We start from the raw sequence: 25467 nt of genomic DNA on the forward strand, positions 1-25467 counted from the left end.
CCGGCTCGACGGGCTCAGCGGCAAAGCGTGCAGGATTGCTGCACGCAATGGCGGTCGTGCAAGCGCAGCGCCGTGAGCGCGCGGCCCCAGACGCAGCCGGTGTCCAGGCAAATCCGGTGGTCGTCGATGTGCAGGCCCAACGTGGACCAGTGGCCGAAGACGATCGTCTCGGCATCCCCGTGCGCGGCGCGCAGCGAGAACCACGGCACCAGGCCAGGGGAGCCGTCGGGTGGCCCCTTGTGGCGCAGGTCCATGGCCCCTTCGGGGGTGCACATGCGCATGCGCGTCAAGGCATTGACGATGACCCGCATGCGGTCCGGCCCTTGCAGTGCGTCGTCCCATTGCAGGGGGTTCTCGCCGTACAGGTCGGCCATGGCCTGGTGCCAGTCCGGGCCGCGCAACGCGGCCTCGATTTCGCCGGCCAGGCGCTGGGCCTGATCGATGGTCCAGGCCGGCAGGATGCCCGCATGGACCATGACATGCCCGTGGGCACGGACCATCAGCGGCCGGTGGCGCAGCCAGTCGATCAGGGCATCGGCGTCGGGCGCCTCGAGGATGTCGTGGAAGGTATCGGATTTTCCTGGTCGGCGCACACCCGCGGCCACTGCCAGCAGGTGCAGATCGTGGTTGCCGAGAATGGACTGGGCGCGGTCGCCCAGTGACATGATCAGACGCAGCGCGCCCAGCGAGTCGGGGCCGCGGTTGACCAGGTCGCCGGCGAACCAGTAGCGAGCGTCCGGCGCGGACAGCTCGGGCTGGGCCAGCAGCGCTTGCAGCGCTTGCGCACAGCCCTGGACATCGCCGATGACCCAGACCGATTCGGAGTGCGGCGGACTCATGCCGCCCCCGCCGCATGGCGGCGTTGGATGAATCCGGCCACTGCGTGGCGATGCTCCATGGCGGCGATGGCGGCCAGGGCCAGCGCCAGGCTGAGCAGGCTGGGGACGAGTGCTGTCGCCCAGGGCGGCCAGTCGCCCAGCATGCCGGCATTGAGGGCCAGCTGGTTGAGCATGAAGAACCCCACCCCCAGGATGATGCCCGCGAAGACCTTGGGGCCGACGCCGCCGCGGCGCGTCTGCATGAAGCCGATCGGCGCCGCGATGGTGATCATGACGAGCAGCGTGAAGGGGTAGGCGATCTTGCGCCACAGCGCGATCACCTGGCGGTCGGTCTGCAGGTGGTTCTTTTGTAGATAGCTGATGTAGTCGACGAGGTCCGCGATGGACATGCGTTCGGGCGTCAGGATGCGGGCGATCAGGCGTTCCGGGGTGAGCGAGGTGTGGATGGCGAGCGTCTGGCGGTGGCTGACGCTCGCCAGCGGCTTGGCGCGCGCGCGCGCGTCGGCCAGCGCCTCGGTAGAGCGCGGATCGATGTGGGTTTCGGTGACCTCGCGCAGGATCAGCGCGCCGCCGCTGAATTCGCCGGAATTCGCCTCGATCATGTTGCGCAGCGCCTGGCCCTTGCCCAGTTCGTACAGGACCACGCCCTCGACCGAGCCCTTGCCGGTCAACTGGCGGATATTGATGACGCGGGTGGCGCCCTGGTCGTCGAATTCCTTGAACCAATAACCGCTCTCGAGGCGGCCGCCGTCGGCGCGCCCCAGCAGTGCCAGGCGGGATTCGCTGCCGCGCAGCTCGGCCGCCGGCGTGATGAACTCGGACAGCACGAAGGCGCCCAGCACCAGCGGGATGGTGATGATCCACAGCGCGCCCAGCAGCTTCATGCCGCTGACCCCGGCGCAGCGCAGAATCGTGAGCTCGTTGCGCTGAGCCAGGCCGGCGAGGGCGAGGACCGCGCCGATCAGCAGGCCGATGGGCAGCAGCTCGTAGAGGTGTGTGGGCAGATTCAGGAACTGGAGGTAGAACAGGTTCAGCAGCGTCAGGCGCGTGCCGACCTTGTCCAGACCCTCGATCAGCGCGAAAAAGATGAATAGCCCCACCAGCGCCAGCAGCACGACGGCGGTGGATCGGTAGATTTCACGGGCGAGGTACCGGCGGGCCGTGCGCATGGAGGATCGGGTCGAATGATGGACGTTTGCAACGCCCAATAGTACCGCGTTCCGTGCAGGGGCACGGCCTGCTCAGGGGATGTCCACCTGGCGCATCCGTGCCTGGATCGTGGCGCTGCGGGCACGCAGGTAGCGGGTGGCGCCGTGGGCGTCGTAATAGGCCGGATTGGGCAGCATGGCGGCCAATTGGGCCGCTTGCGCGCTCGAGAGCCGGGTGGCGTCGCCGCGATAATAGTGCCGGGCGGCGGCCTGGGCCCCGAAGACGTTGCGGCCCCATTGGGCGATATTGAGATACAGCTCGAGGATGCGGGCCTTGCTCATCACCACCTCGATCATATAGGTCAGGACCAGTTCCTGGCCTTTGCGCAGGTAGCTGCGCTCGTTCGATAGGAATAGGTTCTTGGCGACCTGCTGGGTGATGGTCGATCCACCCCGGCGCCGGTCCCGCCCCAGGTCCGCCTGCCGCTGATTGTATGCCCACGCCTTGCGGATGGCCTCCCACTCTACGCCATCGTGCTCGGTGAAGCCGGTATCCTCCGAGGCGATCACCGCGCGTTTCAGGTTCGTGGAGATGCGCTCGTAGGGCACCCATTGATAGTCCAGCATCGCCTCGGGATCCTCGGATCGCAGCGTCATCAAGGTCTCGCGCATGACGGGGGTGGCTCCCGGATCGCGGAAGTTGAACCAGACGACCATGGCGAACAGTCCGAGCTGATACAGCAGCAGCGCCAGTATGCTCGCCAGGCCGGCTCCCAGGATCAGACGCCGAAAGGGGCGGCTCATGGGTCCGTGTCCAGCCGGTCGTTGGTGAAGCGCCAGGTTCGCGTGATCACCAGGCTGTCGGTTTTTGCGGCGAGCGCCGCGGGCAGGGGCTCGAAAGGCGCGGCCAGCTCGACGATGCGCCTCGCCGCGCTGTTGAGCACCGCCTGGTTCGAGGGCCGCTGAATGTCGACGCGCTCCAGGCTGCCGTCGCTGCGGATGTAGACCGTGACTTGCAGGCTGCCGTAAATCCTGCCGCGTGCCTCAGGTGGGTAGTGTTCAGTGCCGATGAGCTCGATGCGCTTGCGCCACGCCTCCACGTACCGTGCATAGTCCACGGCCTGGGTCGAGGGCGCGGCATAGATTCGGCGGGGCTGGGCGTTGTAGCGTTCGATGCGCGCCTTGAGGGCCGCGATCCGGGCATTGAGCACCAGACTGTCCTGATCGTGGTTCTCGTCGCCCGGGTCCTGGTGGCTGCCCAGCAACTCGGGCCTGCGGCGCGGCGCGGCCACCAGGTCGAGGGATTCCAGGCGGGTGAGCAGTGCCTGCTGTTCGGCCTCGAGCTCGGCCTGGCGACGCCGCATGGCCTCGAGGACGAGCTCGTCGGCCGATTGGTCAGTGGTGCGCGGCAGGGGCGTGGCGGCCAGCCCGCTGGCCTGTTCCCCGCCGCCGTCCAGAGATTGCTGGGCGAGCGCCTGCGGCCGTGGGGGCGCGGTGTCGCCGCTCGCGTTCACCAGCGTGATCTCGAGCGTCGACTCCACGGGCGCCGGGGGCGGCGGCGAGGCGAAGCGCCAGGCGATGAGCGCGCCGTGCAGACAGATTGATATTGCGAGCGCCGCCGCCAGCCTGCCCCCGCCTTCGCGCGGGGTTTCCAGTAATTGCAGGGTGAGCGTGCGCGTGCTCATGCGCGCCCTATGCGGCTTCGCGCAGCCGGCAGTCGATGTCCAGGGCGAGTTCGTCGTAGCCGAGGATATCGAGCGTGATTTCGCGGCCGCGTTCGATGTCCGGCAAGCCGTTGATCCGCGTCACGAAGGGAGCACAAGCCAGGCGCACGAGGTTTTCGCGCAGGACGTTGGCCTTGACCTCGCGCAGGCCCTGCTGCTGCATCCAGCGTATGCACCAGTAGCGTTCCATGGCGGACTGGAATTCGCCCCACAGCGTGTACTGGGAGTCAAAGGCGCCGATGATGGCGTACAGGTCGGCGTCCTTGGGGCGAAAGGGGGCCGCCAGCCGCGCCGAGACGCCGTGCTCGGCGGCGGCGATGATCTGGCCCTGATTGATCAGGTCGACGTAGCGGCGCAGCGGCGAAGTGGACCAGATGTATTGCGGCACCGCGATGGCTTCGTGCGGGAGGGCCTGTGTCGACATGCGTACACGCCCGCCCTGCTGCGAGCGGTAGATTCCCGGGACTCCGTGGCGGGCCAGCAAGCCGCCCCACTCGGCGTTGGCGAGGATCATGTATTCAGAGACCAGGCGATCCAGCGGCGCATTGCGCCGCCGTGGAATCAGGTGGACGATGGAGGACGGATCGTCGGCTGGCCCCTCGATTTCGAAGCTATAGTCGATGCGGTCGTTGTTTTCGGGTTTGCCGCGAATTTCGTCGCGCCGCGCGCACAGGTGCTGCGAGAATTGCCACAAGGGCCTCAACCAGTCCCCGTGAGGCAGCGGCGCCTCGGGATCGCTCAGGGATGCCTCGGTGACGGCGTCGTCGAGACGGTCATGGCGCAGATTGCCGGCGACCTGGATCTGCTCGAGTCGGGTCTCGGTCGCCAGCACCTCGCCCGTGTCGCGCCGGCCGGTGACATATAACGACAGCGCGGGCCGCCACTGGCCCTCGTCCAGTGAAAAAGCGGCGATGAGTTCGGCGGGCAGCATGGGGATCTTCTGGCCCGGCATATAGACGGTGGACATGCGGCTGCGCGCCATGCCGTCGAACTCGCTGCCGCGCGTCACCGCCAGGGCGGGTACCGCGATGTGGATGCCGACGCGGATGGTGTGTTCGTCGGGTAGCGTGACCGAGAGGGCGTCGTCGATTTCGATGGTGTGCGAGTCATCGACGGAGTAGGCCTCGACCTCGGCCCGCGGCAAGTTCGCACCGTAGGCGTCCACCTCGATAGGCGGCCAGTCGACGCCCTTGGGAAAGTGCTGCGACAGAAAGCGGTGGCGCATCAGGGCCAGCGTGTGCGGCCAGACGCCCAGTGACAGCAGCAGCTTTTCGGGGGCGACACCCAGTTGTTGCACGGCAGCGTCGAAGGCCTTCCATTCGGTGGTGTTCTTGTCGGGGCGGTCCAGAAAGCCGGCGGCCGCCTCGCGCAAGGCCTCGGGCAGTGCGCCGCGGACCAGGGCGTCGGTCCATTGCTGCTGCTGCTCGGCTTGCAGGCGTTTTTTCTCGATGGCGGCGAGGGCCGCCTTGAGGATATCGGGCGGCGCGGGGCGGTATGCGCCGCGTCCGCGTCGATGGAAATAGGCCGGCGCGGCGCCCAGGGTCATGATCAGCGCGGCTTTCTCGACCGCGTTGGGGGGGTGGCCGAAGTATTCCTCGGCCAGGGCGGCCGCCTCGAATTCCTCTTGGGGCGCGCACTCCCACAGGAAATCGATGTCCAGCTCGTCGGCCAGCGACTGGGCCTGTTCGAGCAGGGCGTCGGGGGACGGCTGCTCGAACTCGAACAGCACGGTGTTGCGCTTGATCTTGCTGCGCTTGCCCGAAGCCGACTCGACTTGCAGAGACGTGTCGGCTTCGAAAAAAATGGTTTCGGCTTTCAGTTTGCCGCTGTCTTCGTATAGGACGTGCATGATGGATGGTGAGTGGTGGGGCTGGCGGCGGGCTCAGGGGGTGCCGCTCGCCAGGGCGTCCAGCAGTTTGCCATGGATGCCGCCGAAGCTGCCGTTGCTCATGACCAGGACGTGGTCCCCGGGGCGGGCCGCCGCGCTCACCGCGGCCACCAGGGCGTCCAGGTCCGAACCCGACCAGGCGCGCGCGCCGAGGGGCGCCAGGACTTCGGTGGGGTTCCAGCCCAGGGCGTGCTTGCCCTCGGCCGCGCCGTGGCAGAACACCAGATCGGCCTGGGCCAGCGCGTCCGGCAGGCGCCTGGCCATGGCGCCGAGCTTCATCGTATTGGAGCGCGGTTCGATCACCGCCAGGATGCGGGCCGAGGGTCCGATGCGCCGCCGCAGGCCGTCGATGGTGGTCGCAATGGCGCTCGGGTGGTGCGCGAAATCGTCATAGACATGCACCCCGCGCGCCTCGCCCCGGTGTTCGAGGCGGCGGCGCACGCCTTGGAATGCGCACAGCGCGCGGATGCCGTCCTCGGGCGCGATACCGGCGTGTTGAGCCGCCGCCAGGGCCGCGAGCGCATTGGACTGGTTGTGTGTGCCGCTCAGCCGCCAGTCCAGTATGCCGATGTCCTGGTTCCGGTGGCGCACAAGGCAGCGTCCGGCGCCGTCCCCTTCGGGATGTGCCTGCCATTCCCCGTGCGCACCGAAGGTGTCGACGGGCGTCCAGCAGCCGCGCGCCAGCACGCGGTCGAGTGCCGGATCATCCGCTGGGCGGATGATCCGGCCGCCGGCCGGGACCGTGCGAACCAGGTGATGGAACTGGGTCTCGATCGCGTGCAGATCGGGAAAGATGTCGGCGTGGTCGTATTCGAGATTGTTGAGGATGGCGGTGCGCGGCCGATAGTGTACGAACTTCGAGCGCTTGTCGAAGAACGCCGTATCGTATTCGTCGGCCTCGATGACAAAATGCGATGCCGACGGATCGAAGCGCGCCGAGACCTCCAGGTCCGGTGCCACGCCGCCGATGAGAAAGCTCACGGGTCGCCCGGCATGCCGGAAGATCCACGCCAGCATCGAGCTGGTGGTGGTCTTGCCGTGGGTGCCGGCCACGGCCAGTACGTGCCGGCCGGCCAGAACGTGGTCCGCGAGCCACTGCGGGCCCGACGTGTAGGGCAGGCCGCGATCGAGGATGGCCTCCATCAGGGGGTTGCCTCGGGTCACGACATTGCCCACGATGTATAGGTCGGCGCCCAGCGCCAATTGATCGGCGTCGAAACCCTCGACCAGTTCGATGCCCTGTTCGCGCAGTTGGGTGCTCATGGGCGGGTAGACGCCGGCGTCGCAGCCGGTGACCGTATGGCCGGCCGAGCGCGCGATCAGCGCCAGTCCGCCCATGAACGTGCCGCAGATCCCCAGTATGTGTATGTGCATCGCGATCCTCCAAGCCGTATTGTACGGGCCCAATGCTATGATGGTCGGCGTGGTATCGAGTTTTGACGGGTGACGGCGTGGTCGGCAGGCGGGCATTCATACAAAGAGCGGGTCGATGGGCCCTGGGCGCCGGCATGGCCGTTGCCGGGATCCGCGCGGCGGCGTCTCTTCTCCCCGCGGATCCCTTCTTCGGACGGTCGTTCCAGGACCTGAACGGCGAGGACTTCCCGCTGTCGACGTTGGTTGGCCGGCCGGTGCTGGCCAATTTCTGGGCGAGCTGGTGCCCGCCCTGCGTGCGCGAGATGCCCGATCTCGACGCCCTCCATCGCGAGCATCCGGGCGTCGCCTTCGTCGGGCTGGCGGTCGATACACGAGCCAACGTCGAGCGTTTTGTGCAAAAGGTGCCGGTTTCGTATCCGGTGCTCCTCACCGGCACCCAAGGCATTCCGCTGATGCGCGAGCTGGGCAACAAAGGGGGCGGCCTGCCGTTCACGGCCTTGTTCGATGCTCGCGGGCGATCGGCGGGCGTGATCCTGGGCGAGGTCGATCCCGCCGACATTCGACGCCGGATCGCCGAGATACTTTAGGTTTCAAGACTTGGGATTTTTTGGCTGGCCATGCACGTTTCATGGACAAATCGACGGTTTTAGCGTAAAAAGACGCTTTGTCGGGGTGTCCAACCCCCAGAGGGCGGTCGCTCCGGCACCCCGCCCGACTGCAGATATTCTTGCGGCCGTCGCTCTATCCCGCCCCTTGGTCCGGGAGGCAGATCGACGGCGCATTTGTCTGTACCGTGCAGAATTCCGGTATCTGGTGGCCGCGCCTGTCGCGCGGCGACGTTCATGGGAACATATATGGATCTTAGAAAACTCAAGACACTGATCGACCTAGTGGCTGATTCCGGCATTGCCGAGCTCGAGATCACCGAGGGCGAAGGCAAGGTCAGAATCGTCAAGTTTTCCCAGGCGCCGCAACCCGTGGCCTATGCGCCGGCGCCTGTGCCGGCTGCGGTCGTCGCCCCGGCGGCGGAAGCGCCCGCGGCGGCGCCGGCTGCGGCTCCGGCCGTCCAGGGGCACCAAGTCAAGGCACCCATGGTGGGCACCTTCTATCGCGCGCCCAACCCCAATTCCGCGCCGTTCGTCGAGGTTGGCCAGGCCGTCAAAGAGGGCGAGCCGCTGTGCATCATCGAAGCCATGAAGCTGCTCAACGAGATCGAGGCCGACAAATCCGGCGTCATCAAGGAAATCCTCGTCGAAAATGGCGAGCCGGTCGAATATGGGCAACCGTTGTTTGTGATCGGTTGAGCCATGTTCGAAAAGATCCTCATCGCCAATCGCGGGGAAATCGCGCTGCGCATCCAGCGCGCCTGCCGTGAACTGGGCATCAAGACCGTCGTGGTCCACTCAGAGGCCGACCGGGAGGCCAAGTACGTGCGCCTGGCCGACGAATCCGTGTGCATCGGCCCCGCCCCCGCGCGCGACAGCTACCTCAGCATGCCGGCCCTGATCTCGGCGGCCGAGGTGACCGATGCCGAGGCCATCCATCCGGGCTACGGTTTTCTGTCCGAGAACGCCGATTTCGCCGAGCGCGTCGAGAAAAGCGGTTTCGTGTTCATCGGGCCGCGCCCCGAGAACATCCGCATCATGGGCGACAAGGTCAGCGCCAAGCAGGCCATGATCGCCGCCGGCGTGCCGGTGGTGCCCGGATCGGGTGGCGCGCTGCCGGACGATCCCGCCGAAATTCAGCGCGTCGCGGCCAAGGTCGGCTATCCGGTCATTATCAAGGCCGCGGGTGGCGGCGGCGGGCGCGGCATGCGGGTGGTGTACACCGAGGCGGCCCTGCTCAATGCGGTGGCCATGACCCGCGCCGAAGCCGGCGCGGCTTTCAACAACCCCGAGGTCTACCTAGAGAAGTTCCTCGAGAATCCGCGCCATATCGAGATCCAGGTGATGGCCGACGGCGAGGGCGAGGCCGTCTGGCTGGGCGAGCGCGACTGCTCGATGCAGCGCCGCCACCAAAAAATCATCGAGGAGGCGCCGGCGCCTGGCGTGGATCGCGCCTTGGTCACGCGCATCGGCGAGCGCTGCGTCGAGGCCTGCCGGACGATGCGGTATCGCGGCGCGGGCACCTTCGAATTCCTCTACGAGAACGGCGAATTCTTCTTCATCGAGATGAATACCCGTATTCAGGTCGAGCACACGATCACCGAGATGATCACTGGCATCGATTTGGTGCAGCAGCAGTTGCGCATCGCCGCGGGCGAGCCCTTCACCCTGCGTCAGCGCGACATCCACCTGCGCGGCCATGCGATCGAATGCCGTATCAATGCCGAGGATCCCTTCAAATTCACCCCCAGTCCGGGGCGCATCACCAACTGGCATACCCCAGGCGGTCCGGGCGTGCGCATGGACTCGCATGTGTTCAGTGGCTATACCGTGCCGCCGTACTATGATTCCATGGTCGCCAAGCTCATTACTTTCGGCGATGACCGCCACCAGGCTCTCATGCGCATGGACATCGCCCTGTCGGAGATGATCGTCGAGGGCATACAGACCAATATTCCCTTGCATCGCGAGTTGCTGCAGGACGCCAATTTCGTCCGCGGCGGAACCAGCATCCACTACCTCGAGCACAAGCTCTCGCAGCGGGCCTGAGGAGGCGTAGACAGATGCGAGAGCTCGTGCTGTGCTGCCCGGAGGCCCTGGCTGAAGCCTGGGCCGACGCCTTGCTCGCGGCCGGCGCCCTGGCCGTGTCGGTCGAGGATGCCGACGGCGACACCGAGCATGAGCAAGCACTGTTCGGTGAGCCTGGGACCGAGCCCGAGGTCCAGGCCTGGCGGCACAATCGTCTCGTGGCGCTCCTGCCCGATGGCCAGGACCCCGTCCAGATGGTGGCGGTGCTGGATGGGCCTGATGCCGGGGGCGCGCCGGCGCCGGCCATTGACTGGTCCGTGCGCGAGGTGCCCGACGAGGATTGGGTGCGCGTGACGCAATCCCAGTTCGGCCCTATCGCGGTGGGCGATCGGATATGGATCGTGCCGAGCTGGCATCGCGAGGATGCGGATTTGCCGGCGGCCGGCGCGGCCGACGGCAGCGTGCGCATCGAACTCGATCCCGGCCTGGCGTTCGGGACCGGCAGCCATCCGACCACGCACTTGTGCCTCGAATGGTTGTCCGATCATGTGGGCGGCGGGGAAACGGTTCTGGACTACGGCTGTGGCTCGGGGATTCTGGCAATTGCCGCCCGCCTGCTGGGCGCCGCACGCGTACATGCGGTCGACATCGACGAGCAGGCGGTACTGGCCACCGAGCGCAATGCGCAGGCCAATCACGTGCAGGTCGAGGCGTGGTTGCCCGACGGCCTGCCCGATGGAGGCTACCGGATCGTGGTCGCCAACATTCTGTCCAACCCCCTGAAGGTGCTGGCACCAATGCTGGCCAGCCGGGTCGAGTCCGGCGGCAGCCTCGTGCTGTCCGGGGTGCTTGAACGCCAGGCGGGCGAGGTGGCCGCCGCCTATGCGCCCTGGATGGCGCTCGAGGTCTGGCGTGCCCGCGACGGCTGGGTCTGCCTGACTGGGCGCAAGACGTAGGCGGCCGCCATGGATCTGACCACGCGCTGCCCGAGCTGCGGGACCGTATTCGACGCCAGCCTGCAGGAACTCCAGTTGCGCAAGGGCTACATACGCTGTGTGCAGTGCGCGCACATATTCGATGGTTATGCCGAGGTCGTGTCCGAGTCCGGATCGCAGGCGGTGGCGGCCGAACCCGCCCGAGCCGCCGCGCCACAGCCGCCCGCCGCAGAGCCTGCGCCGATCGCTGCCGCGCTGCCCGGCCCCCAGGTGTTCCGGGCCGGGCGCGCGAGCCGCGAGGAACCCCATTTCACGGTGGGCATCACCCCGGACGCCGGACGCGGCGACCCGTCCGCCGGCCCGCCCCTCGCTCCGTCCGTCGGCCGCGACCCCGAGGAAGGCGGCGCGCCGCGCGCCGAGCGGATCGTCATCGGCGAGGCCACGTTCGCGCCTCGGGGCGCTTCGCGCCCGGCGCCCTTCGTCGTCGAGCCACATCCCGTGCGAGCGGGCCGGGGCGGCTCCGCCGCGCCGCTGATGCGTGATGAGGACGAGGACGGCCCGCTCGCGCGGCTGGGCCGCGCGTTCATGATGCTGGTCGTGGGGCTTCTGGCCCTGCTGGCACTTGCGCAGACAGTCTACATTTATCGATCGCAGATCGCCCTGGCGTTCCCGGCCTTGCGGCCGGCCATCGAGCGCGCGTGCGCGCCTTTGCGATGCCAGGTGCCCTATGCGCGTGACTTGTCGCACCTGAGTATCTCTGGATCGGCGCTGCGGGCCGACGCGCAGGCGCCGAACGCGGCGACGGCCGATGCCGCGCACGAAACGGAACGCCGCTTTACCTTGAACGTGACCTTGCGCAACCTGGGCGAACGGCCGCAGGAATGGCCGACCCTCGTGCTCGATCTCAACGATGCCTCGGGGACTCGGCTGGTGCGCCGCAATCTCGCGCCTCGCGATTATCTGACCCCCGAGCAACTTGCGGGGCCTTTCGCCGCGCATGGTGATATTCTCGTGCGCGTGCCCCTGACGGTGACCGGTGTCCAGGTCAACGGCTACCAACTCGATCTCTTCTATCCCTGAGGAACCCCATGTCCAAGGAAGTCCTGATTTGCGGCTCGATCGCATTCGATACGATCGCCGTATTCGAAGGCCGGTTCAAGGATCACATCCTGGCCGATAATATCCAGTCCCTGAGCGTGTCGTTCTTCGTCCCGAGTCTGCGCAAGGAGTTCGGCGGCTGCGCCGGCAACATCGCCTACAACCTGCGCCTGCTGGGCGGGCAGCCCGTGCCGGTGGGCACGGTGGGCATGGATGCCGACGACTACCTCCAGCGCTTGCGCGGCCTGGGCATCGATACCCGGCTGGTGCGCGTGCTGCCCGATGCCTACACGCCGCAGTGCTTCATCACCACCGATCTGGACAACAACCAGATCACCTCCTTTCATCCGGGGGCGATGCTGCGTTCGGCGGAAAACGATTTCGGCGACGAGTCCTGCGCCTGGGCGATCATTTCGCCAGACGCCAAGGACGGCATGTTCGCCCATGCGCGGCGCCTGCATGCCAAAGGCATCCCCTTCATTTTCGACCTGGGCCAGGCGATGCCGCTTTTCGACGGCGATGAGCTGCGCGAGATGATCGGCATGGCCAGCATCCTGACGGCCAACGACTACGAGGCCAGCGTGATCGAGCAGCGCGTGGGTGCCCCCATCGAGCGGATCGCCGAGGGGCTGAAGGCCGCCGTCGTGACGCGCGGCGCCCAAGGGGCATCGCTGTACGAGGGCGGGGTGCGCGTCGATATCGCCTCCGTGCCGGTGAGCGATCCCGTGGATCCGACGGGCTGCGGCGACGCGCACCGCGCCGGCCTGCTGTACGGCCTGGTCGAAGGCTGGACGCTGCGCGATGCCTGCTGCTTGGCGAACATCATGGGGGGCCTTAAAATCGCCTCGAAAGGACCCCAGAACCACCAGCCGGCCCGCGGCGATATCGCGGCGGCGTTGCGGTCGAACTACGGCGTCGACGCCCCCGGGCTATCCTAAGCATTGGCCACACAGACGTTTTTGTCCCATTCGATTCAGGAGCTATCGTCATGCAAACCATGAACACAACCTCTGCGCGCGTGCGGGCGCTGCGCGGGCTGGCGGTGGCCAGCGTGGTTGCGTCGCTCGCCGTGCTGGCGGGCTGCGCAAACCACAGCGCCTCCAGTTCCGCCTATACCTACGGCCAGGCTCAACAAGAGCAGATCGTGCGCTACGGCACCGTGGTCTCGGTGCGTCCGGTCACGATCCAGACCGACAAGACCTCGGGTGTCGGCATGGTGGCCGGCGCCGCCGTGGGCGGCGTAGCCGGCAGCACCATCGGCGGTGGCACGGGACAGATCCTCGCCTCGATGGGCGGTGCCATCCTGGGCGGCCTCGCCGGCAACGCGATCGAGAACGCAGCCAGCAAAACCAAGGGCCTCGAGATCACGGTGCGTCTGGACAATGGCGAGACCCGGGTGATCGCCCAGGCGGACGATGTACGGCTCGCGTCCGGACAGCGAGTACAGGTCATCAGCGGCGGTGGGCCCAGCCGCGTCGTGCCGATGTGATTGGCGCGCGTGGCTACGCGCCGCGCGCCATTGCAACTGCGGCGCCCCTCGGGGCGCCGCATGCGTTTCCAGGGCACGTGGACCTATAGTCCGAAAGCCGAGAAGGCCAGGTGCTGCACCACCATCATGGCGATCTGGGCGATCACCAGCAGGACCAGGGGCGAGAGGTCCAGACCTCCCATGCGAGGCAGGGCGCGGCGAATGGGATCGAGCAGCGGTGCGGTGAGGGTATAGAGCACCGGCATGACCGGCGACAGCGGGTTGATCCACGACAGCACGGCCTGGATCAGAGTCATCCAAACGATCACGTTGAAGAACCACTTGAGCGCGGTCAGCACGGCCGCCAGCATGGCGGGCACGATCATTCCAACCGGTGGCAGGCTGCCTGCTGAGAGGATGAATCCGCTCAGCAGCAGGTAGATCAGCGCGGTCAACCAGCAGGCGAGGATGCAGGGCCAGTCGAAGCGACCGGTCGCTGGGATCACCTTGCGCAGCGGTTGGACGAGCCAATCGGAGACCCGCAGGATGGCCTGAGAGTAAGGGTTGAAAGGGTGCAGGCGGATGGCATACATCCAGGCGCGCAGGATGAGTGCGATGCCGAACAGGGAAAAGACAATGTCGATCAGGAACAGCAGGATGTCACGAAACATGAGGGGTCGCTCGCGGGCCTTTTGTAATCGCCCATTTTCGCATCAATGAAAAAGGCCCGGCAAGTCGATTGCCGGGCCTGGGTATCGAGCTCCGCGCGCAGCCCCGTCCTTGAGACCGGGACCGCGACGCGTGTCAGGGACGGTTGGCGGTTGGGAACGGCCAGGAGTTGGCCGGGTTCGAATCGGTGCGCGCTTCGGGTGCCGGGGTCTCGGGTTTGGCGGCGGCCTTCTTGGGCGCAGCCTTGCGGGCCGGGGCAGGCTTGGCGGCGGGTTTCTTGGCGGCAGCCTTTTTTGCTGGCGCCTTCTTGGCCGGTGCCTTTTTGGCGACAGTCTTTTTGGCGGCAGTCTTTTTGGCTGCGACCTTTTTTGCCGGCGCCTTTTTCACAGCGGCCTTTTTGGCGGGGGCCTTTTTCACAGCCGCCTTTTTTGCCGGCGCTTTTTTGGCAACGACCTTCTTGGCGACTACTTTTTTGGCGGCTGCTTTTTTAGCGACTGCCTTTTTGGCGACTGCCTTTTTGGCGACTGCTTTTTTAGCGACTGCTTTTTTGACCGGCGCTTTCTTTACGACCGCCTTTTTGGCGACGGTCTTTTTGGTGGCTGCCTTTTTGGTGGCGGCCGCCTTGCTCACTGCTTTCTTGGCGGTTTTCTTGTCCTCGGATTTACTGCTGGATTTTGCGGGTGCAGCTTTCTTGGCCGGCTTGGCGGAGGCCTTTTTGGCGGTTGCCATAGTCATGCTCCTTGAGGTCGAAAGTGAACGTCCACCCATTTGATATGGCCCCCACCGTTGGCGCGGCCCATCTCAAATGGCGCAGGCGTGCGATGGTGATGTCGCACGCCTTAGAGTCTAACGTAAGCAATCAATCTATTCCAAGCATTATTCCCAGCTCAGTGCACCACCGGTTTGATATTCGATGACTCGTGTCTCGAAAAAGTTGCGTTCCTTTTTCAGGTCGATCATTTCGGCCATCCACGGGAACGGGTTTTCCTCGTTGGGGAACAGCGCTTCGAGGCCGATCTGCTGGCTGCGTCGGTTGGCGATGAAGCGCAGGTAGGACTTGAACATCGAGGCGTTCAGGCCGAGCACACCGCGCGGCATGGTGTCCTCGGCATAGGCGTACTCCAGGTCGACAGCCTTGAGGAACATGTCTTTGATCTCGGCGCGGAATGCCGGCGTCCATAGATGCGGGTTCTCGAGTTTGATCGTATTGATCAGGTCGATGCCGAAATTGCAGTGCATGGATTCGTCGCGCAGGATGTACATGTACTGCTCGGCGGCGCCGGTCATCTTGTTCTGGCGGCCGAGCGCGAGTATCTGCGTGAAGCCGACATAGAAGAACAATCCCTCCATCAGGCAGGCAAAGGCAATCAGCGAACGCAGCAGGGTCTGGTCCGCCTCGGGCGTACCGGTCTTGAAATCGGGATCGGCGATCGCGTCGATGAAGGGCAGCAGGAATTCGTCTTTGGCGCGGATCGAGGGGACCTCGTTGTAGGCGTTGAAGATCTCGCCCTCGTCCAGATCGAGGCTCTCGACGATGTACTGGTAGGCGTGGGTGTGGATCGCCTCCTCGAAAGCCTGGCGCAGCAGGAACTGGCGGCACTCGGGCGCGGTGATGTGGCGGTACGTTCCCAGCACGATGTTGTTGGCCGCCAGCGAGTCGGCGGTCACGAAGAACCCGAGGTTGCGCTTGACGATTCGGCGTTCGTCTTCGGTCAGGCCATCGGGGTTCTTCCAGAGGGCGATATCGCGGGACATATTGATTTCCTGCGGCATCCAGTGGTTGGCGCAGGTGGCGAGATATTTTTCCCAGGCCCACTTGTACTTGAAGGGCACCAGTTGGTTGACGTCGGTGGTGCCGTTGATGATGCGCTTGTCGGCGGCGCGCACGCGCCCGCCATCGCCTGAGGACGATACGCTCGCCTTTGGCGCGTGGGTGGCCGGCGCGCCGGCCATTGGGGCGGGTGCGCGGGCCGGGGTTGGGGTGTCTTCGAAACTCAACATGATGGGACTCCTTTGTACGTTCTATGGAGGCGCCTTACTGGCACGCCTCGCATTCTTCGAAACCTTCGTCGCCCGGGCGCATCGTGCAGACCGCGCCGACGATTTCGGCCTCGGGTAATTGGATAGGGGCGGAGGCCGCCAGGCCGCCGGACGAGCCCTGGCTCGAGACCGCGTTCAGTTCGCCGCCGCGGCCGGTGGATTTCTCGGCGTTGGTGGCGCTGCTCGAGCGCAGGTAGTAGGTGGTCTTCAGGCCGCGGATCCAGGCGAGCTTGTAGGTCTCGTCGAGCTTCTTGCCCGAGACGCCGGCCATGAATATATTGAGCGACTGCGCCTGGTCGATCCATTTCTGGCGCCGCGCGGCGCACTCCACCACCCATTGGGGTTCGACCTCGAAAGCGGTGGCGTATAGCGCGCGCAGTTCCTGCGGGACGCGGTCGATGCGCGCCAGGCTACCATCGAAGTACTTCAGGTCCGCGACCATGACTTCGTCCCACAGGCCGCGCGCTTTGAGGTCGCGCACCAGGTAGTCGTTGACCACGGTGAACTCGCCCGACAGGTTGGACTTGACGTACAGGTTGCGGTAGGTCGGCTCGATGCAGGGGGACACGCCGATGATGTTGGCGATGGTCGCGGTCGGCGCGATGGCCACGCAATTCGAGTTGCGCATGCCGTTGACGCGAATCTGCTCGCGCAGGCCGGTCCAGTCCATGCGGCTGGACATGTCGATCTCGACGTGGCCGCCGCGCTCCTCGCGCAGCAGGTCCAGCGTGTCCTGCGGCAGGATGCCGCGGTCCCACAGCGAGCCGGTATAGCTTTCGTAGCGGCCGCGCTCGGCGGCCAGGCCGCTGGAGGCCGAGTAGGCGTAATAGCAGACGGCCTCGGTCGATTCGTCGGCGAACGCGATGGCCTCCTGCGAGGCGAAGGGAATGCGCATCTTGAGCAGGCAGTCCTGGAAGCCCATGATCCCCAGGCCCACGGGACGATGGCGCAGGTTCGAGTTGCGCGCCTTGGGCACCGCGTAGTAGTTGATGTCGATGACGTTGTCGAGCATGCGCATCGCGGTGGCGATGGTCTTGCGCAACTTGTCGTGGTCGATGGCCAGGCTGCCGTCCGCGGCCTCTTTGATGTGGGCGACCAGGTTGACCGAGCCGAGGTTGCACACGGCGATTTCGGTGTCGCTGGTGTTCAAGGTGATCTCGGTGCACAGGTTCGAGCTATGCACCACGCCCACGTGCTGTTGCGGCGAGCGGATATTGCAAGGGTCCTTGAAGGTGAGCCAGGGATGCCCGGTCTCGAACAGCATGGACAGCATCTTGCGCCACAGCGTCATGGCGGGGATTTTCTTGTAGAGCGTGAGCTCGCCACTGGCGACTTTGCGCTCGTAGCCAACGTAGGCCTGCTCGAAGGCGCGGCCCACCTTGTCGTGCAGGTCGGGTGCGTCCGAGGGCGATAACAGCGTCCATTCGCCGTTCTCGATGACGCGTTTCATGAACAGGTCGGGGATCCAGTTGGCGGTATTCATGTCGTGGGTGCGGCGCCGCTCGTCGCCGGTGTTCTTGCGCAATTCGAGGAATTCCTCGATGTCCAGGTGCCAGGTCTCGAGGTAGGCGCAGACCGCGCCTTTGCGCTTGCCGCCCTGGTTGACCGCCAGGGCCGTGTCGTTGACGACCTTGAGGAAGGGAACCACGCCCTGGCTCTCGCCGTTGGTGCCTTTGATGTGGCTGCGCAGCGCGCGCACCGGCGTCCAGTCGTTGCCCAGGCCGCCGGCGTACTTGGCGAGCAAGGCGTTTTCCTTGATCGCATCGTAGATGCCCGAGAGATCGTCGGAGACGGTGGTCAGGTAGCAGGAGGACAACTGCGAGTGCAGGGTGCCGCTGTTGAACAGCGTCGGCGTCGAACTCATGAAGTCGAACGAAGACAGCACCTGGTAGAACTCGATGGCGCGCTCTTCGCGGTGGATCTCATTGAGCGCCAGTCCCATGGCCACGCGCATGAAGAAGATCTGCGGCAGCTCGATGCGCCGGCCGCGGACGTGCAGGAAGTAGCGGTCGTACAGGGTCTGCAGGCCCAGGTAGTTGAATTGCTCGTCGCGTGACGCGTCCAGGGCCTGCGCCAGGCGCGGCAGGTCGAACAAGGCGAGCTCGCGGTTCAGCAGCTCGGCCTCGATGCCGAGCTTGATGAACGTCGGGAAGTATTCGGCGTAGCGCGTGGCCATGTCGGCCTGCAGGCATTCCTGGCCGAGGACCTCTTTGCGGATCGTGTGCAGCAGCAGGCGCGCGGTGACCTGGCTGTAGGAGGGGTCGGTCTCGACACGGGCGCGCGCGGCCAGGATGGCGGACTTGTGGACCTCATCGACCGGCACGCCTTCATAGAGGTTCTTGACCGTTTCCTGCAGGATGCCATCGACGTCGATATCGTGGGGCAGGTTGTGGGCGGCCTCCTCGATGGTCTTGCGCAGCAGCGCCATGTCGAGCGGGCGCCGGGTGTCGCCATCCTGTACCGAGAGCGTGGCGGCCGGCGCCACGGGGGCCTGAGCGGCGAGCTCTTGTTGGCGCGCCTGGGCGCGTTTTTCACGGTACAGCACATAGGCGCGCGCCACGTCGTGCTCGCCCGAGCGCATCAGCGCGAGCTCGACCTGGTCCTGGACTTCCTCGATATGGAAGGTGCCGCCGCCCGGACGGTTGCGCACCAGGGCGCCGACGACGTGTCCCGTGAGGGATTCGACCAGTTCGCGCACGCGCGCCGAGGCGGCGCTCTGTCCGCCGTGCACGGCGAGGAAGGCCTTGGTCATGGCCACCGCGATCTTGCTCGGCTCGAACCCCACCACCGCGCCATTGCGCCGCATGATGTGGAAACTCTGCCATTGACCACTTTCGGTGGCGCCTTCCAGGGCGGCCGGCGAGTGCGCGAGGGACCGTGAGGAAGGGGTGTCCTGTTCGGCGAGATAAGAGCTGTGCATGGGATCTCCTGACGATCGGATGTCAGCGGCAAGGGCCGGGATCCGGCGTGCCGCAGAACAAAAAAGGGGTGGAAACGGGCTATCTTTCTGTTTTTGTTGGGTAAGCAGCAGCCTGCTGGGCACTACAACATATAGTGGTGTTGAGTGTGTCGCCCACAAATTGTAGTAGGGGAATTGAGGGGGATCAAGCGCTGCGCCTGGTGGGTTCCCTCAATTCCTGGCCCTTGACCCTGTCGAGCTTGTGGACAACTGCGCGTGGCCCGCATGCCGTGGGCTCTTCAGCGATTTTGAAACCAATTGTTCAGGGGGGTGGTAGTGGCCCGCCCATCCCGTCGCGGGTCGCCGCGCCGGCCCTGGACGCTACCAGTGCAGGTAGAACATGGCCTTGGCGAGGAACACGATCAGCACGACGTGACAGAACACGCTCAGGTGGATTCGCTGGAAATGCCGGGTTTTGAGGCGGCCGGTGCCGCCCAAGGTGATGGCGGTGATGAAGTGGACGAGCACGCTCGCCGCCAGGAGGATCTTGAGCCACAGCAAGGTGGCGAAGGCGCTGGCGAAGGGATGCGCCAACTCGGCGCGGTAGGACCAGGCCATGCCGATACCAGCGCCGAACAGGATCAGGATGACGAAGGGCATGAAGCGCCGGGCGCGGCGGCCGATGGCGAGCTCGACGTCGCGCATGGTCTCGCGGCCCAGGGGCTTGCGGATGCCCTCGAGAATCAGCACCTCGAAGAACACCGTGCCCACGAACAGGATCGCCGCAAAAAGATGCAGGGTGAGGAGGAGTGGGTGGCTCATAGTGGTTAGAATGGTCGTCTGGCGGGCGGGGGCGTCCTTGCGTTCGATTGTAGGGCGCCCGCTGTCCATGCGGCGGATGACCCCTGGCGCGCCACGGTCTTCGAATGACATTTGTCATGGATGGGAACCAAGAAATGCGGCTTATTCCGATTCGTATCCTGGGGATATGCCTGGCGGCGGCCGGGCTCGCGGCATGCGCGCCGACCGGGCCGGCGCGCAAGGCCGAGCCGGCCGTTCCGCAGTGCCAGGCGGCGGCGGCCGGCGATGCCATGGTCGGGAATTGGCTGAGCGTGGCAAGCCAGCGGGGGGTGGCCGGCGCCCTCCGGACGCTCTATACCCTCAATCCCGACGGCACCATGGTCTATGTGCAGCAGATCAAGCGTCCGCGCGCGCCCTCGCAGGGCCTGCACGAGAGCGGCTGCTGGCATCGCGAGGGCACGGCGCTGGTCTTGCGCACGATCCTGTCCAATGGTTCGCCCGTGAATCTCGACGATCCGATCTACACCAATCGCTATGAGGTCCAGCGCGCCGACGCCACGACCCTGCGCATGCAGGGCGTGGACGGCACAGTGGATGCCCGGCGCATGTCGCCGGGTTACCGCCTGCCGTTCTAGAGCACGGAGGTCAGGCGGCCCAGGACGGTTTCGCGGCCCAGCAGGGCCAGGACTGCGCCGATCGAGGGCGTGTGCTTGACGCCGGTGGCGGCAACCCGCAGAGGGATGGCGAGCTTGGGCATTTTGACGCCGTGCGCCTGTAGCATGTCCTTGATCAGCGCATCGAGCGCCGCCTCGGTCCAGTCGGGCAAGCCGCTGGCGCGTGCCGCGAAATCTGCGATCAGGGCGCGGGCGGCGGCGTCCAGGACCTCGGCTCGCACGGTGTCGTCGGCCGGCTGGTGGGGGCCACAGAACAGCATGGCGCCCTCTGCGAGCTGTTCGAGGGTTTCGCTGCGGTCCTTGAGCAGGTCCATGACCGCCGCCAGGTCGATGGCCGCCGCGTCGCCGCCGCGGCGCCGGATCCGCGGCGCCACGCGCGCGGCCAGGTCCTCGTTCGAGGATTGCCGGATCGCGTGGGCGTTGACCCAGTTGAGCTTTTTGGGGTCCCATTGAGCCGCCGAGCGACTGAGGTTGCGCGGGTCGAACCACTCGACGAACTGTTCACGGGAAAATAATTCGTCGTTGCCGTGGCTCCAGCCTAGCCGCGCCAGGTAGTTCACCATCGCCTCGGGCAGATAGCCGAGCGCGTCATATTCCATCACGCTGACCGCGCCGTGGCGCTTGGAGAGCTTTTCGCCGTCGGGGCCCAGGATCATGGGCACGTGGCCGTAGCGCGGCGGCTCGGCGCCCAGGGCGCGCAGGATGTTGATCTGGCGCGGCGTATTGTTCACATGATCGTCGCCCCGGATCACATGGGTGATGCGCATGTCCCAGTCGTCGACCACCACGCAGAAGTTGTAGGTGGGCGTGCCATCGGGCCGGGCGATGATCAAGTCGTCGAGCTCGGCGTTGTCGAAGCTGATCGGGCCCTTGACCAGGTCGTCCCAGTGCGTGGCGCCCTCCAAGGGGCTGCGGAAGCGCACCACCGGGCGTGCGCCCGGCGGCACGGGCGGCAGGGCCTTGCCGGGTTCCGGGCGCCAGGTGCCGTCGTAGCGCGGTTTGGCGCCGATCAACCGGGCCCGCTCGCGCATGGCCTCGACCTCTGCGGGGGTGCTGTAGCAGCGGTAGGCCGTGCCTTCGTCCAGCATCCGGGCGATGACTTCGCGATAGCGGTCCATCCGCCGCATCTGGTAGAAAGGACCCTCGTCGGGGTCGAGGCCCAGCCAGGCCATGCCGTCGAGGATGGCCTGCACGGCCTCGGGGGTCGAGCGCTCGAGGTCAGTGTCCTCGATCCGCAGCACGAATGTGCCCCCGAAGTGGCGGGCGAAAGCCCAGGAAAACAGCGCGGTGCGCGCGCCGCCGAGGTGCAGGTAGCCGGTGGGCGAGGGTGCGAATCGGGTGCGCACGGCATTTGTATGGGACGCGGTCATGGTGTCGGGTCGGGCGGCCGGGGCAAAGGTTTCCCGCGCGCCGTGGGTTGGAGTCAAAGCGCTATTTTAAAGTACAGTTGAAGTCTTGCTCCGGGCCATATTTTCAGGTTTCCATGTTGCGTCATCGTTTGGCCGCCTTGTTCGAGCCGCGCTCCGTGCTGGTCGTCAGTGCGCACGAGCTTCCCGTCGTGGGCCGAACGCCCGCGCATCTGCGCGGGCGGATCGCTGACGTCAGGGTCGATGCCTCGGGCGGATTCCGCATGCCCGGGCGCCTCGAGTACCTCGAGCCCGGGCAGCGCCCCGACCTGGCTTTGCTGTGTGTCGACCCCGCCCATCTGCCGGCCATCCTGGACGCGCTACGCGGGTTGCGGCCGCGCGCCCTGGTGCTGCTGCCTCACGAAACGCCGTCGCGCGATCCGGTGGAAACACGCGTGTATTGCCAGAGCTGGGGCCGGATGAACGACTGCCTGGTGCTCGGCCCGGGGGCGCTGGGCGTACAGCGCCCGCACCTGAATCTGAACCTCAGCCTCGAGGCCGAGACGGCTCCGGCCGGGCGCGTCGCACTGGTGGCGCAGTCGCGCATGGTGCCCGCCGCGGTGCTGGATTGGGCAGGCGATATTCAGCTCGGATTCTCGGCCGTGGTATCAGCGGGCGACGAGGCCGGGGTGGCGGTGGCCGAGGTCCTGGAATATCTGGCCATGGACCCGCGCACCGACAGCATGGTGCTATATCTCGAAGAGGCCGACTCCTCGCGCCGGTTCACCAGCGCGCTGAACGCCGCCGCCAGCGTCAAGCCCGTCATCGTGCTCAAGGTCGGCCGCCAGGCCGGCCCAGGCGGGGCGTCGCTGGCCAGCGACGCGGTGTTCAGCGCCTTGCTGCGGCGCACGGGCGCGGTGAGGATCCAGTTCTTCGTTCAGTTGTTCTCGGCGCTCAAGGTTCTGGTCCACTGCCCGCGCCACCGTGGTCGGCGCATCGCCATTGCCTCGAATGGCCACGGCGCGGCGCACCTGGCGCTGGATGTGATCGGCCTGGGTGGTCCCGTGACCCGGGCGGAGCTGAGCGGCCAGACCCGCAAGGACCTGGCCGCCCTGTTCGAGCCCGGCGCGGCGGTGGACAATCCGGTGGTCAGCCATGCGCCCCTGAGCCCGGAGCACATGCGCCGGATGCTCGGCCTGCTGGTCGCCGATGCCGGCGTCGATGGCGTGCTGGTCCTGATTGCGCCCGACAGGCTCTCGGACATGGAGCCGGTCACCGATGTCCTGGCCGAATTCTCGGCCAGCGCCCACAAGCCGATCATCTGCTGCTTCATGGGGGACGCCTCGATGCGTCCCTTGCGTCGTCGCCTGGACCTGGTGGGGCTGCCGGCCTTTCGCACGCCGGAGTCGGCGGCCAACGCCTTTGGCATCCTGGCCTCTTATCAGTACAACCAGACCCTGGCCCAGCAGACCCTGCCGCCCGAGATGCTCACCCGCCTGCCGCGCCTGGACGAGGCGCGCGCGCTGTTGGCCGATGCGCGCATGAGCGGCCGCACCCGGCTCGATGCGCAGGCCTGCCGCTGGCTGTTCGACTGCTTCGATATCCCCGTCGTCCCGCGCGGCCGCCCGCCGGCGCAGGCGGACGTGGACGGTCTGCCGATGGCGATTCACATTCACCAGGATGTGCGTTTTGGCCCCTATATTCAGTTCGGACCCGGCGGACAACTGGCTCAGATCGCCAATCCGAACCGCGAGATCGAGCTGCCTCCGCTGAACAATTACCTGGCCCGCCAGTTGATCCAGCGCGGCAAGTTTTGGAGCCGCGCCCTCTCGCGCACCCTGAGTCCGGCGGTCTTCGAGCAGTTGCGCGAGACCCTCGAGCGAATCTCCGAGATCGCCAGCGAGATGCCCGGCATCCGCCGCCTGACCATCGATCCCCTGTGGGCTGACGACACGGCGCTGTATGCCGAGGCCATCGAGGTGGAGCTCGATGTCCGTGACGATGGCGAGCGGCCCGAAAACCGTGCCTACCGGCACATGGCCATCCATCCCTATCCCCGGCGCCTGGTGCGCGCGATGCAGTTCGAGGATGGGCAGGAGTGGCTGCTGCGGCCGATCCGTCCAGAGGACGCCGTGCTGTTGCAGGAATTCGTCCGTGGCCTGTCGGACGAATCACGCTACATGCGCTTTGTCTCGATGCTGCGCGAGCTCACGCCGCGCATGCTGGCGCGCTATACCCGCATCGACTACGACCGCGAGCTGGCTTTCGTTGCCACGATCCAGGTTTCCAATCCCGAAAACCGGGGCTTGTTGCGCGAGCGCATCATTGGCTTTTCGCACTATCTGCGCAATGCCGACGGGCTGGGGGCCGAGTACGCCCTGGTGATCGCCGACGATTGGCAGCGTCGGGGCCTGGGCCAGGAATTGATGCGCGGCCTGATCCGGGCGGCGCGTCGCCAGGGCCTGAGCTACATCGATGGCGTCGTCCTCGCCACCAACCGGTCGATGCTCGGCCTGATGGCGCGCCTGGGCTTTCGCAATGACCCCGACGCGGACGATCCGGGCATGCGTCGGGTCTGGCTCGACCTCAAGGGGGCGGGATCGAGGGACGGCTGAGCCGCGGCCCGAACGGCCGGCAGTTCAGTCCGCGCGGTCGAGCGCCAGGACCCGCGCGAGGAAATCGCGGATGTCGGCGATTTCCTGCGGATGGACCGAATGAGGCATGGGGTAGGTATGCCATTCGGGGGCATAGCCCAGGTCGCGCAGGATGTCGCGACCGGCTTCCCCGCGCGACAGCTCGACGACGGGATCCATGGTCCCGTGCGCCATGAACAGTGGCACCTCGGCGTTGGCGGGGTGTCGTTCGGTGGCGGTGGTGTTGCGCAGTGGCAGGTAGCCCGATAGTCCGATGATGCCCGCCAGGGGCTGGTCCATGCGCAGGCCCGTGTACAGGGCCATGGCGCAGCCTTGCGAAAAACCCGCCAGGACGATCCGGTCGCTGGAGATGCCGCGATCGAGCTCGCGGGCCACGAGTTCCATGATGGCGTGGCGCGACGCACGGATGCCATCGATATCCTCGCGGGCGTCCGGGCCGAAGGCGACGATGTCATACCAGGCCCGCATTGGCATCCCCTGGTTGATGGTCACGGGGCGCACCGGGGCATGTGGAAAGAGGTAGCGCACGGGGGGGATGGCGGGCGCTTCGAGCTCGGGCACGATGGACAGGAAATCATTGCCGTCGGCACCCAGTCCGTGCATCCAGATTACGGCGTGCCGAGGCTCGGGGCCGGTTTCGTGCTCGACGCAGTCCAGCAGTTCGGTCATAGTCTGTCATCCTGATTTCAGGGGGCTTCGGGCGTGGGCGTCCCGTCGCCGAAGTCCAGTTGCTTGAGGGTCTGAAAGAGCGCGCGGTAGTGCTTGCGCGCCGGTTCGCGGCCTTCGGGCAGGGCCTCGTTTTGCTGCAATTCCTTGCGAGCGGCCCGGATCTGCGCGCGCAGGGCCTGGGCGTCCAGCGCCGGGAACCGGGCGATCACGGCGGTCAGCGCGGTGTCGTCCGCGATGAGCTGGTCGCGCAGCGCCTCCAGGCGCTGCATGGCGCGCGCCTGCTCGCGCGAGCCGCTTTCCCACAGGTCCAGCTGTGCGCGCAAGGCGTCGGCGTCGGCCTGGCGCATGAGCTTGCCCACGTAGTGGATTTGTCGGCGTCGGCCCTCGTGGCTGTGGATGCGCTGCGCCAGGGCGATGGCGTCGCGCAGGGGCTCGTCGAGGTCCAGCTTGGCCAGGCGCGCGGCCGGCAGATCCACCAGGCGCCGGCCCAGCGCCAGCAGGGCATGCATGTCGCGCTTGACCTGGGACTTGCTGGGACGATCGTGCGCGAGGGGGGCGGCGGCCTCTTGGGTTTCGTCCATGGGGATGGGCATAAAATAATCGTTGAT

23 protein-coding genes are annotated in these 25467 nt (G+C 66.3%); 9 read left to right on the plus strand and 14 right to left on the minus strand.

Going from position 1 to position 25467, the window contains the following annotated elements; all coding sequences use genetic code 11:
• Nucleotides 1–14: 14 nt before the first annotated feature.
• From ABS761_RS14335 to mpl, 6 genes are all read right to left on the minus strand, one after another.
• The gene (locus ABS761_RS14335; RefSeq protein WP_350409014.1) at nucleotides 15–839 is read right to left on the minus strand and encodes a symmetrical bis(5'-nucleosyl)-tetraphosphatase; all 825 of its coding nucleotides are present in this window, start codon (nucleotides 837–839) and stop codon (nucleotides 15–17) included.
• On the minus strand, nucleotides 836–2008 hold the full coding sequence (lptG, locus tag ABS761_RS14340; RefSeq protein WP_350409015.1) for an LPS export ABC transporter permease LptG: 1173 nt from the start codon (nucleotides 2006–2008) through the stop codon (nucleotides 836–838). The genes ABS761_RS14335 and lptG overlap by 4 nt, the downstream gene beginning before the upstream one ends.
• A 72-nt stretch (nucleotides 2009–2080) precedes the next feature.
• The gene (mtgA, locus tag ABS761_RS14345; RefSeq protein ID WP_350409016.1) at nucleotides 2081–2791 is read right to left on the minus strand and encodes a monofunctional biosynthetic peptidoglycan transglycosylase; all 711 of its coding nucleotides are present in this window, start codon (nucleotides 2789–2791) and stop codon (nucleotides 2081–2083) included.
• Nucleotides 2788–3672: an energy transducer TonB gene (locus ABS761_RS14350; RefSeq protein ID WP_350409017.1), complete on the minus strand. Its 885-nt coding sequence runs from the start codon at nucleotides 3670–3672 to the stop codon at nucleotides 2788–2790. Before ABS761_RS14350 ends, mtgA begins: the two co-directional genes overlap by 4 nt.
• Before the next feature lie 7 nt (nucleotides 3673–3679).
• Nucleotides 3680–5560: a ribonuclease catalytic domain-containing protein gene (locus ABS761_RS14355; RefSeq protein WP_350409018.1), complete on the minus strand. Its 1881-nt coding sequence runs from the start codon at nucleotides 5558–5560 to the stop codon at nucleotides 3680–3682.
• 33 nt (nucleotides 5561–5593) lie between these two features.
• Nucleotides 5594–6973, minus strand: coding sequence for a UDP-N-acetylmuramate:L-alanyl-gamma-D-glutamyl-meso-diaminopimelate ligase (gene mpl / locus ABS761_RS14360; protein WP_350409019.1), 1380 nt, complete (start codon nucleotides 6971–6973; stop codon nucleotides 5594–5596).
• A gap of 134 nt (nucleotides 6974–7107) precedes the next feature.
• On the opposite strand from mpl, the gene ABS761_RS14365 reads away from it, so the two are divergent.
• From ABS761_RS14365 to ABS761_RS14395, 7 genes are all read left to right on the plus strand, one after another.
• Nucleotides 7108–7560, plus strand: coding sequence for a TlpA family protein disulfide reductase (locus ABS761_RS14365; RefSeq protein WP_350409020.1), 453 nt, complete (start codon nucleotides 7108–7110; stop codon nucleotides 7558–7560).
• A 267-nt stretch (nucleotides 7561–7827) separates the two neighbouring features.
• A complete protein-coding gene (gene accB, locus ABS761_RS14370; protein WP_350409069.1) occupies nucleotides 7828–8277 on the plus strand; it encodes an acetyl-CoA carboxylase biotin carboxyl carrier protein in 450 nt (149 codons plus the stop codon).
• Nucleotides 8278–8280: 3 nt separating this feature from the next.
• The gene (accC, locus tag ABS761_RS14375) at nucleotides 8281–9627 is read left to right on the plus strand and encodes an acetyl-CoA carboxylase biotin carboxylase subunit (protein WP_350409021.1); all 1347 of its coding nucleotides are present in this window, start codon (nucleotides 8281–8283) and stop codon (nucleotides 9625–9627) included.
• 14 nt (nucleotides 9628–9641) lie between these two features.
• A complete protein-coding gene (gene prmA / locus ABS761_RS14380) occupies nucleotides 9642–10562 on the plus strand; it encodes a 50S ribosomal protein L11 methyltransferase (protein ID WP_350409022.1) in 921 nt (306 codons plus the stop codon).
• A 9-nt stretch (nucleotides 10563–10571) separates the two neighbouring features.
• Nucleotides 10572–11621: a zinc-ribbon and DUF3426 domain-containing protein gene (locus ABS761_RS14385; RefSeq protein ID WP_350409023.1), complete on the plus strand. Its 1050-nt coding sequence runs from the start codon at nucleotides 10572–10574 to the stop codon at nucleotides 11619–11621.
• Nucleotides 11622–11629: 8 nt separating this feature from the next.
• A complete protein-coding gene (locus ABS761_RS14390) occupies nucleotides 11630–12577 on the plus strand; it encodes a carbohydrate kinase family protein (protein ID WP_350409024.1) in 948 nt (315 codons plus the stop codon).
• 50 nt (nucleotides 12578–12627) lie between these two features.
• Nucleotides 12628–13128, plus strand: a complete 501-nt coding sequence (locus ABS761_RS14395) for an outer membrane lipoprotein (protein ID WP_350409025.1) — start codon at nucleotides 12628–12630, stop codon at nucleotides 13126–13128.
• Nucleotides 13129–13211: 83 nt separating this feature from the next.
• Here ABS761_RS14395 and ABS761_RS14400 read toward each other — a convergent pair whose 3' ends face one another.
• The 5 genes from ABS761_RS14400 to ABS761_RS14420 form a co-directional block, all read right to left on the minus strand.
• Nucleotides 13212–13778, minus strand: a complete 567-nt coding sequence (locus tag ABS761_RS14400) for a YggT family protein (RefSeq protein WP_350409026.1) — start codon at nucleotides 13776–13778, stop codon at nucleotides 13212–13214.
• A gap of 133 nt (nucleotides 13779–13911) precedes the next feature.
• Complete coding sequence (locus ABS761_RS14405) at nucleotides 13912–14505, minus strand: histone H1-like repetitive region-containing protein (RefSeq protein ID WP_350409027.1); 594 nt, start codon at nucleotides 14503–14505, stop codon at nucleotides 13912–13914.
• A 147-nt stretch (nucleotides 14506–14652) separates the two neighbouring features.
• Nucleotides 14653–15777 (minus strand): ribonucleotide-diphosphate reductase subunit beta, encoded by a 1125-nt coding sequence (locus ABS761_RS14410; protein ID WP_502881445.1) that lies wholly within the window; start codon nucleotides 15775–15777, stop codon nucleotides 14653–14655.
• Nucleotides 15778–15811: 34 nt separating this feature from the next.
• Nucleotides 15812–18736, minus strand: a complete 2925-nt coding sequence (locus tag ABS761_RS14415) for a ribonucleoside-diphosphate reductase subunit alpha (RefSeq protein ID WP_350409028.1) — start codon at nucleotides 18734–18736, stop codon at nucleotides 15812–15814.
• 360 nt (nucleotides 18737–19096) lie between these two features.
• Complete coding sequence (locus ABS761_RS14420; protein ID WP_350409029.1) at nucleotides 19097–19537, minus strand: CopD family copper resistance protein; 441 nt, start codon at nucleotides 19535–19537, stop codon at nucleotides 19097–19099.
• 134 nt (nucleotides 19538–19671) lie between these two features.
• On the opposite strand from ABS761_RS14420, the gene ABS761_RS14425 reads away from it, so the two are divergent.
• The gene (locus tag ABS761_RS14425; protein ID WP_350409030.1) at nucleotides 19672–20151 is read left to right on the plus strand and encodes a hypothetical protein; all 480 of its coding nucleotides are present in this window, start codon (nucleotides 19672–19674) and stop codon (nucleotides 20149–20151) included.
• Here the strand turns inward: ABS761_RS14425 and gltX are convergent.
• Nucleotides 20148–21560: a glutamate--tRNA ligase gene (gene gltX / locus ABS761_RS14430; protein WP_350409031.1), complete on the minus strand. Its 1413-nt coding sequence runs from the start codon at nucleotides 21558–21560 to the stop codon at nucleotides 20148–20150. The two genes, ABS761_RS14425 and gltX, sit on opposite strands and share 4 nt — an antisense overlap.
• Before the next feature lie 113 nt (nucleotides 21561–21673).
• Between gltX and ABS761_RS14435 the strand changes: the two genes are divergently transcribed.
• Complete coding sequence (locus ABS761_RS14435) at nucleotides 21674–24151, plus strand: bifunctional acetate--CoA ligase family protein/GNAT family N-acetyltransferase (RefSeq protein ID WP_350409032.1); 2478 nt, start codon at nucleotides 21674–21676, stop codon at nucleotides 24149–24151.
• A gap of 24 nt (nucleotides 24152–24175) precedes the next feature.
• Here the strand turns inward: ABS761_RS14435 and ABS761_RS14440 are convergent, their stop codons facing one another.
• A complete protein-coding gene (locus ABS761_RS14440) occupies nucleotides 24176–24859 on the minus strand; it encodes an alpha/beta hydrolase (RefSeq protein ID WP_350409033.1) in 684 nt (227 codons plus the stop codon).
• Nucleotides 24860–24876: 17 nt separating this feature from the next.
• Nucleotides 24877–25452: a ribosome biogenesis factor YjgA gene (gene yjgA / locus ABS761_RS14445; protein WP_350409034.1), complete on the minus strand. Its 576-nt coding sequence runs from the start codon at nucleotides 25450–25452 to the stop codon at nucleotides 24877–24879.
• Between the last annotated feature and the right edge of the window lie 15 nt (nucleotides 25453–25467).

It is taken from the genome of Castellaniella sp. GW247-6E4 (assembly GCF_040276065.1).
Lineage (GTDB): Bacteria > Pseudomonadota > Gammaproteobacteria > Burkholderiales > Burkholderiaceae_B > Castellaniella.